This window comes from Burkholderia sp. AU4i (genome assembly GCF_000466765.1).
In the GTDB taxonomy this organism is placed as follows: Bacteria; Pseudomonadota; Gammaproteobacteria; order Burkholderiales; family Burkholderiaceae; genus Burkholderia; species Burkholderia cepacia.
Map to the genome: position 1 here is coordinate 22924 of NZ_ASSI01000128.1, position 13272 is coordinate 36195.

The 13272-nt window shown below is 67.0% G+C and carries 15 protein-coding genes and 1 tRNA gene; 8 read left to right on the forward strand and 8 right to left on the reverse strand.

Annotated elements, in window-relative coordinates:
• Positions 1-35: 35 nt before the first annotated feature.
• Together L810_RS27365 and L810_RS27370 are read left to right on the forward strand one after the other, a co-directional pair.
• Positions 36-752, forward strand: coding sequence for a FadR/GntR family transcriptional regulator (locus L810_RS27365; protein WP_021161556.1), 717 nt, complete (start codon positions 36-38; stop codon positions 750-752).
• A gap of 101 nt (positions 753-853) precedes the next feature.
• Entirely contained in the window at positions 854-1840 is a 987-nt protein-coding gene (locus L810_RS27370; RefSeq protein ID WP_021161557.1) for a Gfo/Idh/MocA family protein, read from the forward strand.
• Between the two features lie 51 nt (positions 1841-1891).
• Here the strand turns inward: L810_RS27370 and L810_RS27375 are convergent, their stop codons facing one another.
• The 7 genes from L810_RS27375 to L810_RS27405 all read right to left on the reverse strand — a co-directional run bounded on the left by L810_RS27375 (position 1892) and on the right by L810_RS27405 (position 7184).
• Complete coding sequence (locus tag L810_RS27375) at positions 1892-2584, reverse strand: amino acid ABC transporter permease (RefSeq protein ID WP_039358850.1); 693 nt, start codon at positions 2582-2584, stop codon at positions 1892-1894.
• A 122-nt stretch (positions 2585-2706) separates the two neighbouring features.
• Positions 2707-3501, reverse strand: a complete 795-nt coding sequence (locus L810_RS27380; protein WP_021161558.1) for a cystine ABC transporter substrate-binding protein — start codon at positions 3499-3501, stop codon at positions 2707-2709.
• Between the two features lie 101 nt (positions 3502-3602).
• Positions 3603-4640 (reverse strand): quinone-dependent dihydroorotate dehydrogenase, encoded by a 1038-nt coding sequence (locus tag L810_RS27385; protein WP_021161559.1) that lies wholly within the window; start codon positions 4638-4640, stop codon positions 3603-3605.
• Positions 4641-4738: 98 nt separating this feature from the next.
• Positions 4739-5569 (reverse strand): arginyltransferase, encoded by an 831-nt coding sequence (locus L810_RS27390; protein ID WP_021161560.1) that lies wholly within the window; start codon positions 5567-5569, stop codon positions 4739-4741.
• A gap of 33 nt (positions 5570-5602) precedes the next feature.
• Positions 5603-6367, reverse strand: a complete 765-nt coding sequence (gene aat, locus L810_RS27395) for a leucyl/phenylalanyl-tRNA--protein transferase (RefSeq protein ID WP_021161561.1) — start codon at positions 6365-6367, stop codon at positions 5603-5605.
• A gap of 11 nt (positions 6368-6378) precedes the next feature.
• Positions 6379-6924, reverse strand: a complete 546-nt coding sequence (locus L810_RS27400) for an NUDIX hydrolase (protein ID WP_021161562.1) — start codon at positions 6922-6924, stop codon at positions 6379-6381.
• A 183-nt stretch (positions 6925-7107) separates the two neighbouring features.
• Positions 7108-7184 (reverse strand) — tRNA-Met (locus tag L810_RS27405).
• 197 nt (positions 7185-7381) lie between these two features.
• Between L810_RS27405 and L810_RS27410 the strand changes: the two genes are divergently transcribed.
• Genes L810_RS27410 through L810_RS27420 form a run of 3 tightly spaced genes read left to right on the forward strand, consistent with a single transcriptional unit; the run spans position 7382 to position 9413 of the window.
• Positions 7382-7879: a heme-degrading domain-containing protein gene (locus L810_RS27410; protein ID WP_021161564.1), complete on the forward strand. Its 498-nt coding sequence runs from the start codon at positions 7382-7384 to the stop codon at positions 7877-7879.
• A gap of 3 nt (positions 7880-7882) precedes the next feature.
• A complete protein-coding gene (locus tag L810_RS27415; protein ID WP_021161565.1) occupies positions 7883-8221 on the forward strand; it encodes a DMT family transporter in 339 nt (112 codons plus the stop codon).
• Positions 8222-8252: 31 nt separating this feature from the next.
• Positions 8253-9413 carry an enoyl-CoA hydratase/isomerase family protein gene (locus L810_RS27420; protein WP_021161566.1) on the forward strand — a complete coding sequence of 387 codons (1161 nt, stop codon included), beginning with the start codon at positions 8253-8255 and terminating at the stop codon, positions 9411-9413.
• 109 nt (positions 9414-9522) lie between these two features.
• Here the strand turns inward: L810_RS27420 and L810_RS27425 are convergent, their stop codons facing one another.
• Positions 9523-9951, reverse strand: coding sequence for a hypothetical protein (locus L810_RS27425; RefSeq protein ID WP_006484223.1), 429 nt, complete (start codon positions 9949-9951; stop codon positions 9523-9525).
• 340 nt (positions 9952-10291) lie between these two features.
• Here L810_RS27425 and ssuD point away from each other — a divergent pair, with 340 nt between their 5' ends.
• Genes ssuD through L810_RS27440 form a run of 3 tightly spaced genes read left to right on the forward strand, consistent with a single transcriptional unit; the run spans position 10292 to position 13235 of the window.
• Complete coding sequence (ssuD, locus tag L810_RS27430; RefSeq protein ID WP_027787631.1) at positions 10292-11449, forward strand: FMNH2-dependent alkanesulfonate monooxygenase; 1158 nt, start codon at positions 10292-10294, stop codon at positions 11447-11449.
• 17 nt (positions 11450-11466) lie between these two features.
• Positions 11467-12279 carry an aliphatic sulfonate ABC transporter permease SsuC gene (ssuC, locus tag L810_RS27435; RefSeq protein ID WP_021161567.1) on the forward strand — a complete coding sequence of 271 codons (813 nt, stop codon included), beginning with the start codon at positions 11467-11469 and terminating at the stop codon, positions 12277-12279.
• Complete coding sequence (locus L810_RS27440; protein ID WP_021161568.1) at positions 12276-13235, forward strand: ATP-binding cassette domain-containing protein; 960 nt, start codon at positions 12276-12278, stop codon at positions 13233-13235. The genes ssuC and L810_RS27440 overlap by 4 nt, the downstream gene beginning before the upstream one ends.
• Positions 13236-13272: the final 37 nt, after the last annotated feature.

The window sequence follows — 13272 nt, forward strand, 5'->3', positions numbered from 1 at the left end:
GCAGGTGTTCGCAAATCGACGCACGGGGAGGTGTCATGGAGCAGGGCAAAGACCGGTCACTGGTCGCCAAAGTGATGGATGGGCTTGTCTCGGGTATCGTCGAAGACAAGTACGGCGGCATCTTGCCGCCGCAGGACGTGCTGTCGAAAGAGTTCGATGTGAGTCGCACCGTGATGCGGGAAGCGTTGTCGATGTTGCTTGCGCGCGACATGCTCGACGTGCGTCCGAAAGTCGGCACGCGCGTGCGGCCGATGCGCGACTGGCGCATGATCGACGAAGACGTGGTGAGCTGGCGCTTCCGGGCGAAACCCGATCCGCAGTTCATGCGCGACGTCATCGAATTCCGGATGCTGATCGAACCGCGCGCGACCGCGCAGGCGGCGGTGCGCGCAACGGCGGCGGACATCGCGGGCATCCGTGAAGCGTTCGATGCCTTCAAGGTGCTGCAGCCGGGTGACCCCGGCTACGACACGGCGGACGAGTTGCTGCACACGCGGATCGTTCAGGCGAGCGGTAACCAGTTCTTCCAGCAGATGGCGGCGATCGTACGCGGCGCGGTGCGCCTCGTGAATCCGCGTGTCGTGCAGAAGGAGGGCGCGCACGACGTCGTGGTGAAGGCGCATGCGCGTGTGGTCGACGCAATCGAGCGGCGCGATCCGCGCGAAGCCGAAGCCGCTTCGCTCGCGCTGATCGATTTCAGCGCCGACGAGATCTCGCGCGATTTCTCCGTCGACGTGCCCATGCGCGCCTGACGCGGCGCGTTTCGCTCATCCGTGTGCCGCCGGGCCGTTTATCATGACGTCCGGCCGGCAGCGTGCCGGCCACCGTCATACGACCGACACGGAAGATCAGGATGAACGACAACGACCATCGCCCGGTGCGCTTCGGCATCATCGGCGCAGGCAGCATTGCGCGCCGCTTCGCGCAAAGCCTCGCACATGTGCCGGGCGCCACGCTCGCCGGTGCCTGGGCCCGCCGCGCGGACGCCGCGGCAGCCTTTTGCGGCGCGCACGGCGGTTCTCCTGCCGCCAGCCTCGAAGCACTCCTCGCGAGCGATATCGACGCGGTCTACATCGCGACGCTCCATGACAGTCACGCGCAGTACACGCTGGCCGCGCTTGCCGCCGGCAAGGCCGTGCTGTGCGAAAAACCCGCGACGCTGAACGCGGCGCAGCTCGACACCGTGCTGCAAGCGGCACGCGACGCCGGGCGGCTTTTCATGGAGGCGATGAAGCCGCCGTTCTTCCCGCTGTACCGTCAGTTGCGCGCGCACCTGCAGGACGATCCGATCGGCGAGATCCGGCTCGTACGGGCAGGGTGCGCGTCGTCGTCGGTCCCTGGCGACCATTCCGTCTATCGCCTCGATCGCGCGGGCGGTGCGCTGCTCGATATCGGGATCTACGAGACCTTTCTCGCGGTCGACTGGCTCGGTGCGGCGCTCGACGTACAGACGCTCGGCCGCGTCGGCGCGACGGGTGTCGACCTGTTCGCGAGCCTGAACAGCGCGCATGCGCACGGCGGGATCGCCCAGCTTTTTTGCGGGCTCGACGTGATGGGGCGGGGCGACGCGCTGATCGCCGCAGCCGGCGGCCATGTGACGATTCACGAGAAGTGGTGGAACCCGGAGCGCGCGACGATCAGCTATGCGGACGGGCGCACCGTCGAACTCGACACGCCGGCTGAAGGCGGCGGATTGAACTACGAGACCGCGCACTTCTGCGACCTGCTGCGCGCGGGCAAGACCGAAAGCCCGATCATGACGCACGACCATTCGCGGCAGATGATCGCGATGACCGATGCCGCGCGAGCGGCGCTCGGCGTGCGCTATTCGGGCGAGTAAGCGGGAAGGAAGGCGCCGGGCGCGCGCGGGCGGCCCGGCGAACGGCCGTGCTCAGTGCCGCGTCGGCAGCGACAGGCGTTTTTCGTACCAGCGCTGCACCCATTCGAGGACCTGGCACAGGATCCAGTACACGGCCGCGGCGGCGAGATAAAGCGGCAGCGGCTGATAGGTCGCCGCGATCACTTCCTGCGCACTGCGCAGCAGTTCGGTCACGGTGATCACGGACACGAGCGACGTGTCCTTGATCAGGCTGATCAGGCTGTTCGACAGGCTCGGCACCGCGATGCGCAGCGCCTGCGGACCGATCACGTAGCGCAGCGTTTGCCCCCACGACAGCCCGAGGCTGTACGCGGCGAGCCATTGGCCGCGCGCGATCCCGTTGATCGCGCCGCGCATGCTTTCCGACATGTACGCCGCGACGTTCGCGGACAGCGCGATGACGCCGGCGGGCGTCGGGTCGAGCGAGATGCCGAGGCTCGGCAGCCCGTAATAGATGACGAAGATCTGCACGAGCAGCGGCGTGCCGCGCATCAGGCTCACGTACGCGCGTGCCAGCCACGCGAGCGCGTTGACCCAGATGCGTTCGAAGCCGTCGAGCGCTTCGCTTTGCCGGATGCCCATCATCGCGAGCACGACGGCGCCAAGCAGGCCGAACACCATCGACAGCACGGCGAACTTGACGGTCAGCACGGCACCCTGGGCGAGCACCGGCAGCGATTGGACGAGCAGGGACGTTGTCGACATGGAATACGAATCGAATGCGTGCGCGAAAGCGCAATCATAAACCGGACGAACAAAACAAAGGGCGGCATCGTTACGGATGCCGCCCTTTCCGGCCCGCCGTCCGGCGGGAAATGCAGGCGTGCTTACTTGATCGGTTTCGTCACGTCGATGCCGAACCATTTGTCGGAGATCTTCGTGAACGTGCCGTCGGCCTCAAGTTGCGCCATCGCGTCGTCGATCGCCTTCTGGAACTTCGGGTTGCCCTTCTTGAACGGGATGCCCGACGGGTTCGCCGAGCCGACGTTCGCGCCCGGGCGCAGCGGCAGTTGCGAATTCTTCGTCAGGTACGCGAGCATCAGGCGGTCGTTGAGCGCGGCGTCGAGTCGGCCGGCCGCGAGATCGCGCAGGTACTCGGGCGCGCCCGGGTACGTCTTCACGTCGATGCCGGGCACCGACTTCGCCATGTCCATGTAGTTCGTGCCGAGCGCGACGCCGAGCTTCTTGCCCTTCAGGTCATCCAGCGACTTGAACTCGCGCGTGTCGTCCTTGCGCTGGATCAGCTGCGCGGACGAAAACGTGTAAGGCGGCGAGAAGTCGAGCGTTTCCTTGCGCTTGTCGGTGATGCCGACCTGGTTGGAGATCACGTCGAACTTGCCGGCCTGCAGACCCGCAATGATGCCGCTCCATTCGGTCGTCACGAATTCCGCCTTCACGCCGAGCTTCGCGGCCACGGCTTTCGCGATGTCGACGTCGAAGCCGACGAGTTCGCCTTGCGGGTTCTTCGAGTTGAACGGCGGGAACGTGCCTTCGAGGCCGACCCGCAGCGTGCCGCGTTGTTTCACCTGGTCGAGGAGGTCGGCCGCATGCGCGGTGGCGGCAGCGAGCGACGTGCCGACCAGGCCGGCAACCAGCAGCTTCTTCAGCAGCGCAATCTTCATCGTGTGTTTCCTTGCCCTGTCCGGGTCATTGATTCTGGTAACGAGGGCCGATGATAGCAAAAATGCAATCGGCCTCTAAATACCGTTTGTTTATGCCTATATTACGCGGTGCGTTCGCGGGCGACGGCCTTCACGCATTCCGCGACGAGCGCGGGGCCGCGGTAGATGAAGCCGGTATAGAGCTGCACGAGCGCTGCGCCGGCCGCGAGCTTCGCACGGGCGTCCTCGCCCGAGAAAATGCCGCCGACGCCGATGATGGGCACTTCGCTGCCGACTTCGGCGTGCAGCTTGCGGATCACTTCGTTCGACGCGTCGAACACGGGGCGGCCCGACAGGCCGCCGGCTTCGTCCGCATGCGGCAGGCCCTGGACGGCCGCGCGCGACAGCGTCGTGTTGGTGGCGATGACCGCCTCGATCTTGTGGCGCAGCAACGTGTCGCCGATTTCCTTGACCTGTTCGTCGTCGAGATCGGGGGCGATCTTCAGCGCGAGCGGCACGAGCTTGCCGTGCAGGTCGGCGAGGCGCTGCTGCTTGTCCTTCAGCGCCGCGAGCAGCGCGTCGAGCTCGCCCGCGCCCTGCAGCTGGCGCAGGTTCTTCGTGTTCGGCGACGAGATGTTGATCGTTACGTAGCTCGCGAACGGGTACACGCGCTCGAGGCAGTACAGGTAATCCTCTGCGGCGCGCTCGATCGGCGTATCGGCGTTCTTGCCGATGTTCAGGCCGAGGATGCCCCGATAGCGGGCAGCCTGGACGTTCTTCACGAACTGGTCGACACCGTGATTGTTGAAGCCCATCCGGTTGATCAGTGCCTCGGCCTGCGGCAGGCGGAACATCCGCGGGCGCGGGTTGCCGGGCTGCGGACGCGGCGTGACCGTACCGACCTCGATGAAGCCGAAGCCGAGTGCCGCAAGGCCGTCGATGGCCGCGCCGTCCTTGTCGAGGCCTGCCGCGAGGCCGACCGGGTTGCGGAACGTGAGCCCCATCACGGTGCGCGGCGCGTCGGGCACGCGGGCCGACAGCGCGCAGGCAAGGCCCGTGCGGCCGGCCGCGCCGAGCGCGCGCAGCGTGAGGTGGTGAGCGTCTTCCGCATCCATCTTGAACAGGGATGCGCGGGCCAGCGGATAAAGGGAACTGAACACGGGAATAGGGCGGACAGCCGGAATGGATGACAACCCGCTATTTTACCGGGAGTTGAGCGGCAGGGGCGCGCTTCGCGTCCTCGCCCCTGCAGCGCGCGTCAGCCCGAGCCGGAATGTCCGCCCGGCAATGGCGCGCGGGCCAGTGCCGCGTCGACGGGCGGCAGGTCGATCCGATCCGGATCGAGTATCTTCCAGCGGCCGTCGATCAGCCCTTCGAGCGGGTGGAAGTTCGCCTTGTAGGCCATCTTCGGGCTCTCGCGGATCCAGTATCCGAGATACACGTAGGGCAGGCCGAGGCTCTTGGCCTGCTCGATCTGCCACAGGATGTTGTAGGTGCCGTAACTCGTGTGCTGGTCGTCGGGCTCGAAGAACGTGTAAACGGACGACAGTCCGTCGCCGAGGATGTCGATCATGCTGACCATGCGCAGCCTGCCGGGCTCGCCGCCCGGTGTGTCGAGGTCGCGGAATTCGACGAGGCGCGAATTGATCCGGCTCTGCAGCAGGAATTGCTCGTACTGGTCGCGGCTGTCGCGATCCATGCCGCCGCCCGCGTGGCGTGCGGACTGGTAGCGCATGTAGAGCGCGTAGTGCTCTTCGTCGTAGTGCAGCGGCGAAACCGTCGCGACGAGCGTGCGGTGCCGCTTCCACATCCGGCGCTGCGTACGCGACGGCGCGAACGCGTCGACGGGGACGCGCACCGGCACGCAGGCACGGCAGCCGTCGCAGTACGGGCGGTATGTGAAGACGCCCGAACGCCGGAAGCCGGCCTTCACGAGCTCGGTATAGATGTCGGAATTGATCAGGTGGCTCGGCGTCGCGACTTGCGAGCGCGCGACGCGGCCGTCCAGATAGCTGCACGGATAGGGCGCCGTTGCATAGAATTGCAGCGCCGAAAGCGGTGAAAGCGGCAGCTCAGTCGGATGAGTCATGGGCAGCTCTCGTTGCAGGGAGGGAGTGCCGCGCTAGCGCTCGATTCCGGAGGGAGGCGCCGTTTCGGCGCGGCCCGTCAGCGCGGCGAGCACGCGCTTGTCGAACTGCCACGGAATCGGCGGTTCGGCTACCGCGCTGCGCACGTGAGCGACAAAGGCCTTGCGTGCGATCTCGCGGCCGCCGAGCGACGCTAGATGCGACGTATTCTGCTGGCAGTCTATCATTTCCAGCCCCTGCTCGCGAAGGTGCGCGACGAGCGTGGCCAGCGCGATTTTCGATGCGTCGGTCGCGTCCGCATACATCGACTCGCCGAAAAACATCCGCCCGAACGACACGCCGTACAGGCCGCCGACGCGTCGCCCGTCGTGCCAGGTCTCGATGCTGTGCGCGTTGCCGGACCGGTAGAGCGACGTGTATGCATCGATGATCTCGGCCGTGATCCACGTGCCGCGCTGCCCGCGGCGCGGCGCCTGCGCGCAGGCGCGCATCACGCCCGGAAAGTCGTGGTCGACGCGCACTTCCCATTCGGGCTCGCGCAGCACGCGCTTCAGCGTCTTGCGCAGCGAAGGCGACACCTTGAACTCGGCCGGCACGAGGATCATGCGCGGGTCGGGGCTCCACCACAGCACGGGCTGGCCGTCCGAATACCACGGGAAGATGCCGCGCAGGTATGCGTCGATGAGGCGCGACGGCAGCAGGTCGGCGCTCGCGGCGAGCAGCCCCGGCGCGCCGGTCGCGGGGCCGAGCGCGCGTTCGATGGGCGGAAACGGATCGTCCGGGCCGAGCCAGGGGACCATGGGGCGAGGGCTCAGCCGTTGCGCAGCGAGCGGAAGATATCGCCGGTGTGCACGCCGTAGTCGCCGGCGGCGCGATCGGCGAAGAAGAATCGCAGGGTCTGGCTGACGGTCGGGAACGCGATTTCGTCCCACGGGATGTCGGCTTCGTCGAACAGCTTCACTTCGAGGCTTTCCTCGCCGGCTTCGAATCCCGGATCGGTGAGCCGCGCGAGGTAGAACAGGTGGACCTGGTGCACGTGCGGCACGTTGAGCAGCGTGAACAGGTTCTGCACCTCGACGCGCGCACCGGCTTCCTCGAGCGTTTCGCGCGCGGCGGCTTCGGCCGTCGTCTCGCCCATTTCCATGAAGCCCGCGGGCAGCGTCCAGAACCCGTAGCGCGGTTCGATCGCGCGGCGGCACAGCAGGATCTGATCGCCCCAGACCGGGACCGTTCCGACGACGTTGCGCGGATTCTGATAGTGGATCGTGCCGCAGTGATCGCAGACGAAGCGCTCGCGGTTGTCGCCCGGAGGAATGCGCGCGATGACTTCGTGACCGCAGACGGAGCAGAATTTCATGTCGAGTGGAAGGGACGAGGTGATGCGAGTGTATCACCGGGTCGCGGCATTCTCGAACGCCTGCGCATGCCGGCCGCGTGTCGCGCGAAGCGGAAGGTGCGGATGCGCGAAGAGGGGCGGGAAATGCGACGGGAAAACAAAAAGCCCGGCACGGAGCCGGGCTTTTTGCATGAATCTGGACGTTGGTTGCGGGGGTAGGATTTGAACCTACGACCTTCGGGTTATGAGCCCGACGAGCTGCCAGACTGCTCCACCCCGCGTCCGTCGAAGAAATGAATTATAAGGAGTTACCCGAACGGGTGCAAGCACTTTCTGACAATCGCGTGTCGTGTCTTGTAGGGACGGTACGTCGGGCGCGTGCGCTAGAATCGAACGGTTTGTTTCGCCTCTTCGCCAGCGACGCCGTGCGCGATCGCATCGGCGCCGTTGCAACTCTCATTACTGCATCGACGGATTCATGGACATCGCTCACGATCTGCAATCGATCGGCGCGCAGGAACAGGCGCTCGTGTTTCCCCATTTCGACCCGGCCCGCGCGTGGGCGCTCGGCAACCGGATGCATGCGCTCGCGGCGTCTCGCGGCCATGCGGTCGCGCTCGACATCGTCACGTTCGGCCAGCCGCTGTTCTACGCGGCGCTCGACGGCGCGACGCCCGACAATGCCGACTGGGTGCGCCGCAAGTGCAACGTCGTCGCGCATTTCCGCCGCAGTTCGTACGCCATCGGCCTGCGCATGCAGCAGGCGGGCGCGACGCTGGCGGACAAGCACGGGCTGCCGATCGCCGAGTATTCGGCGCACGGGGGTTCGTTTCCGCTGACCGTCGCCGGCGCCGGCGTGATCGGCTCGATCACCGCGTCCGGGCTGCCGCAGCGCGCGGATCACGAATTCGTCGTCGAGGTGCTGTGTGCCGAGCTCGGCCACGACTACGCCGTGCTGGCCCTCGCAAGGAGCTGAGCGATGCAGCTTCCCGGTTACGCATGGCTCGCGATCGCGATCGTCGCGGAAGTGGTCGGCACGTCCGCGCTGCGCGCGGCGGACGGCTTCACGCGCTTCTGGCCGTCGGCGCTCGTCGTCGCCGGCTACGGCATCGCGTTCTACTGCCTGTCGCTCACGTTGCGCACGATGCCCGTCGGCATCATCTATGCCGTCTGGTCGGGTGCCGGCATCGTGCTGATCACGCTCGTCGCGATGCTGCTCTATCGCCAGGTGCCGGACCTGCCGGCCGTGATCGGCCTCGGCCTGATCATCGCGGGCGTCGTCGTGCTGAACCTGTTTTCGAAGATGCAGGCGCACTGAGCGTGCGACTGCCATTTGCCGGATGGCCCTCATGACCGATTCCACCCCCACTTCCGCAGCCGGTTCCGCCGAATCCGCCCAGCCCGACGTACGCGCGTATGTCGCGAACCGCATCGGTTTTCTCGAACTGAACCGCCCAAAGGCGCTGAACGCGCTGTCGGTCGGCATGATCCGGCTGATGCAGCAGGCGCTCGACGCGTGGCGCGACGATCCCGAGGTCGTCGCGATCGTCGTGCACAGCCCGCATCCGCGCGCGTTCTGCGCGGGCGGCGACGTGCGCTTCTTCCATGACGCATGGCAGCGCGGGGACCGCGATGCGGTCGATACGTTCTTCATCGACGAATACACGCTGAACCACGCGATCTTCACCTATCCGAAGCCTTACATCGCGCTGATGCACGGCGTCGTGATGGGCGGCGGCATGGGCATTTCGCAGGCGGCGCGGCATACGGGCGGCCTGCGTGTCGTGACCGACTCGACGAAGATGGCGATGCCGGAAACGCGCATCGGCCTGTTCCCGGATGTCGGGATGAGCTGGTTCCTCGCGCGCACACCCGGCGCGATCGGCCGCTATCTCGCCGTGACCGGCGCGACGCTCGACGCGGCCGGCGCGCTGTACGCGCAGCTCGCCGACGTCTATCTGCCCGATGCCGCGCTGCCGGCGCTGCTCGACACGCTGCGCCACGTGCGCATCGACAGCGGCGCGCAGGCCGTCGCGTGCGTAGCCGAAGCGGCCGCCGCACACAAGGTCGTGCCGACGCCCGACACGTCGGCGCTGGCCGACGCGCGCGCGGGGATCGACCGGCATTTCGCGCAGCCCGACATCGGCGCGATTCTCGCGTCGCTCGACGCCGAGCAGGATTGCGCGGCCGTCGACGGATGGGTCGAGAAGGCGACCCACGCGATGCGCGAACAGTTGTCGCCGCTGTCGATGGCCGTGTCGCTCGAAGTCGTCGAACGTGCACGCGGCGCGACGATGGCCGATTGCCTGCGGCGCGATCTCGACCTCACGCGCTCGACGTTCGCGCGCGGCGACGTGATCGAAGGCGTGCGCGCGCTGATCGTCGACAAGGACCACCAGCCGGTCTGGCGCTTCAAGTCGTCCGCCGATATCGATCGTGCAGACGTGCTCGCGATGTTCGACAGCCCGTGGACACCTGACACGCATCCGCTGCGGAATCTGCAGGACTGACGTCGGGCCGACCGACGCGCGAGCCGGAAACGAAAAGGCCGCCTGCAGGTGCAGGCGGCCTTTTGCATGGATGTCGACCGCCCGGCGGCCGAAGGGCGTGGCGTCCGCGTTACTCGTCGCCGGCGTCGTCCGACATGAACGCGCGCATGAACACGAGCGCGCCGAAGCCCCATACCGCGTTTGCCGCGAAGCCGGCGGCGAGCACGGGCATCATGTTGCCCGACGGCCAGATCCCGCGCAGCGGATCGATCGCGAACACGCGGGCGGCCGTCAGCACGATGCCGCCGAACACGAGCGCGCCGATCCACGATGCCTCGCGTTCCGGCGAGACGCGCAGCAGCCACGCCATCGGGATCGCACAGCATGCGCTGATCAGCGCATTCGCGACAAATTCAGGAATGCCGAGCGGCGCGAACGGCTGCGTGGAGAAGCCGGTTGCGGCGATCAGGTCGGCCGTATGAAGGAGTGCGAGCGTGGCTTCGCGGAAGAACAGGGCGGCCAGGAAGCCGGACAGGAATGGCAGGATGACTTTCTGCATCGATGAGTGCACCGCAGGCGCGCACGGCCGGGGCTGTACGCGCGGAGTTATTCGGATAGGTGCGCCATTATAGGGCCCGCTCGCGGTGATATTCGCTCCAGCGTCGTGCTAATCACGAAAGCGGAAAACCTAAGCTCAAAAAAATCGTTCCAAAGCCCTGTACCGATCCCTAGACTGATTTCCCAGAAACAGCCGTGCAATCGCGTCCTCGCCCGCTGCACGGCCTGACCGGCGAACCATCCCGATTCGAACGCACACCATGCATGCGCCGCTGATCCGCGACGCGAGCAGGGCGGTGTTTTTTCAAATTCCGGCAAGGACAGTCAAGCAGGAGCAGCAGATGAATGTGTTCTGGTTTATCCCCACGCACGGCGACAGCCGTTATCTCGGTACGGCCGAAGGTGCACGCGCCGCGGATTACGATTACTTCAAGCAGGTGGCGGTTGCGGCCGACACGCTCGGCTACGAGGGCGTGCTGCTGCCGACCGGCCGTTCCTGCGAGGACGCGTGGGTCGTTGCGTCGAGCCTGATCCCGGCGACGCAGCGCCTGAAGTTCCTGGTCGCGATCCGCCCCGGTATCGCGTCGCCCGGGCTGTCGGCGCGGATGGCCGCGACATTCGACCGTCTGTCGGGGGGCCGCCTGCTGATCAACGTCGTGACGGGCGGCGATGCCGCCGAACTCGAGGGTGACGGCCTGTTCGCCGATCACGACACGCGCTACGAAATCACCGACGACTTCCTGAACATCTGGCGCGGGCTGCTGTCCGCGTCGCACGACAACGGCGGGTTCGACTACATCGGCAAGCACCTGCAGTCGAAGGGCGGCAAGGCGCTGTATCCGCCCGTGCAGCGTCCGCATCCGCCGCTGTGGTTCGGCGGTTCGTCGCCGGCCGCGCATCAGATCGCGGCCGATCACATCGACACCTACCTGACCTGGGGCGAGCCGCCCGAGGCCGTCGCAAAGAAGATCGCCGATATTCGTGCCCGCGCGGAAGCCCGCGGCCGCAAGATCAAGTTCGGGATTCGTCTGCACGTGATCGTGCGCGAGACCGAGGACGAAGCATGGCGCGACGCGGAGCGCCTGATCAGCCGCCTCGACGACGAAACCATCGCCCGCGCGCAGAAGGCGTTCGCGAACATGGATTCGGAAGGCCAGCGCCGGATGGCCGCGCTGCACGGCGGCAAGCGCGGCGGCCGCGAGACACTCGAGGTGTATCCGAACCTGTGGGCCGGCGTCGGCCTCGTGCGCGGCGGCGCGGGTACCGCGCTCGTCGGCAATCCGGAGCAGGTCGCGGAGCGCATGCGCGAATACGCGGATCTCGGCATCGAAACCTTCATCCTGTCCGGTTATCCGCACCTGGAGGAGTCGTACCGTTTCGCGGAACTCGTGTTCCCGCTGATCAAGGGCAACGGCGCGGCGAAGGCGACCGGCCCGCTGTCCGGCCCGTTCGGCGAGATCGTCGGCAACAGCTATCTGCCGAAGGCAGCCCAGAGCTGAGTGACAGGAGGCCTGCGATGACAACGAAAACGTCGACGACGGGCGCGGCCCTGGCCGCCCGCGCGTGGCGCGGCGTCGCGCCGTGGCTCGTGCCGCTCGCGCTGCTGGTGGCATGGGAAGTCGGCGCCCGCGTCGGCTGGCTGTCGACGCGCGTGCTGCCCGAACCCGTGGCGGTCGTGCGAGCGGCCTGGTCGCTCGTGACGTCGGGGGAAATGTGGGCGAACGTGAAAGTCAGCACATGGCGCGCACTGTTCGGTTTCGCGATCGGCGGCGGTGTCGGCCTCGCGCTGGGGCTCGCGACCGGCTTGTCGAAGGCGGCCGAGGTCGCGCTCGATTCGACGATCCAGATGATCCGCAACATCCCGGCGCTCGCGATGATTCCGCTCGTGATCCTGTGGTTCGGCATCGACGAGAAGGCGAAGCTGTTCCTCGTCGCGCTCGGGGTGTTCTTTCCGGTCTACATCAACACGTACCACGGGATCCGATCGGTCGACGCCAACCTGATCGAGATGGCGAAGAGCTACGGCGTGCGCGGCTTTGCGCTGTACCGCGACGTGATCCTGCCCGGTGCGCTGCCGTCGATTCTCGTCGGCGTGCGTTTTGCGCTCGGGCTGATGTGGGTGATGCTGATCGTCGCGGAAACGATCTCGGCGCAATCGGGCATCGGCTACATGACGATGAATGCGCGTGAATTCCTGCAAACCGACGTGGTGGTGGTCGGCATCCTGCTGTACGCGGTGCTCGGCAAGCTGGCCGACGTGCTGGCGAAATGGCTCGAGCGTGTGACGCTGCGCTGGCACCCGGCTTATCAATCAGGAGCAAAGGCATGAATGCGACGACTTCGGCGGCCGCCTACGGCCCGCTTGCCGGCGCAGACCTCGAGGTCGAACTGGCGCAGGCGCGTGTCACGGACGGCGACGCGCGGGATGCGGCGATCCTCGACCGTGACGGCAGTGCGTCCATCGTTCCGCTCGCACGGCGGCGGGCAGGAAGCCCGGCACCCGACGACGCGGTGACGCTGTCGGGTGTCAGCAAGCGCTTCGGCGCACGCACGGTGCTCGACGACGTCGAACTCGGCATCGCGCGCGGCAGCTTCGTCGCGATTGTCGGCCGCAGCGGCTGCGGCAAGTCGACCCTGCTGCGTCTCGTCGCCGGGCTCGAGCAGCCGAGCAGCGGCGCGCTCGTGACGCGTGGTGAAGGCGGCGGCGTGCTCGACACGCGGATCATGTACCAGGATGCGCGCCTGCTGCCGTGGAAGACCGTGCTGCAGAACGTGATGCTGGGCCTCGGACGCGGCGCGCGCGACAAAGCGCGCGCGGTGCTCGACGAAGTCGGCCTGCTGGAGCGTGCGAACGACTGGCCCGCGCAACTGTCGGGCGGCCAGCGGCAGCGTGTGGCACTGGCCCGCGCGCTTGTTCACCGGCCGCAACTGCTGTTGCTCGATGAGCCGCTCGGCGCGCTCGACGCGCTGACCCGCATCGAGATGCATGCACTGATCGAGCGGTTGTGGCGTGAGCATCGGTTCACCGCGCTGCTCGTTACGCACGACGTGCAGGAGGCCGTCGCGCTCGGCGATCGCATCCTGCTCATCGAGCAGGGGCGCGTGGCGCTGGATCAGCCGGTGCCGCTCGACCGGCCGCGCGCCCGCGCATCGGCCGCGTTTGCGGCGCTGGAGGACCGCGTGCTGAAACGCGTGCTCGCCGGCGGGCCCGGTGCGGACGCACCGGGCGAGGTGCACGAGGCAGACAACGTTCGACCGGTCGGGCAGATCCGCTGGGCCGTTTAAATCCGGGCGGCAGCGGCCGCCCGTTCTGAAATCTTTT

Coding starts and splice junctions, on each gene's coding strand:
- L810_RS27425 (WP_006484223.1), bottom strand. CDS start 9,951: ATGCAGAAAGTCATCCTGCCATTCCTGTCCGGCTTCCTGGCCGCCCTG.
- L810_RS27370 (WP_021161557.1), top strand. CDS start 854: ATGAACGACAACGACCATCGCCCGGTGCGCTTCGGCATCATCGGCGCA.
- L810_RS27415 (WP_021161565.1), top strand. CDS start 7,883: ATGCAGCTTCCCGGTTACGCATGGCTCGCGATCGCGATCGTCGCGGAA.
- L810_RS27410 (WP_021161564.1), top strand. CDS start 7,382: ATGGACATCGCTCACGATCTGCAATCGATCGGCGCGCAGGAACAGGCG.
- ssuD (WP_027787631.1), top strand. CDS start 10,292: ATGAATGTGTTCTGGTTTATCCCCACGCACGGCGACAGCCGTTATCTC.
- L810_RS27390 (WP_021161560.1), bottom strand. CDS start 5,569: ATGACTCATCCGACTGAGCTGCCGCTTTCACCGCTTTCGGCGCTGCAA.
- L810_RS27365 (WP_021161556.1), top strand. CDS start 36: ATGGAGCAGGGCAAAGACCGGTCACTGGTCGCCAAAGTGATGGATGGG.
- L810_RS27420 (WP_021161566.1), top strand. CDS start 8,253: ATGACCGATTCCACCCCCACTTCCGCAGCCGGTTCCGCCGAATCCGCC.
- L810_RS27375 (WP_039358850.1), bottom strand. CDS start 2,584: ATGTCGACAACGTCCCTGCTCGTCCAATCGCTGCCGGTGCTCGCCCAG.
- aat (WP_021161561.1), bottom strand. CDS start 6,367: ATGGTCCCCTGGCTCGGCCCGGACGATCCGTTTCCGCCCATCGAACGC.
- L810_RS27400 (WP_021161562.1), bottom strand. CDS start 6,924: ATGAAATTCTGCTCCGTCTGCGGTCACGAAGTCATCGCGCGCATTCCT.
- L810_RS27380 (WP_021161558.1), bottom strand. CDS start 3,501: ATGAAGATTGCGCTGCTGAAGAAGCTGCTGGTTGCCGGCCTGGTCGGC.
- L810_RS27440 (WP_021161568.1), top strand. CDS start 12,276: ATGAATGCGACGACTTCGGCGGCCGCCTACGGCCCGCTTGCCGGCGCA.
- ssuC (WP_021161567.1), top strand. CDS start 11,467: ATGACAACGAAAACGTCGACGACGGGCGCGGCCCTGGCCGCCCGCGCG.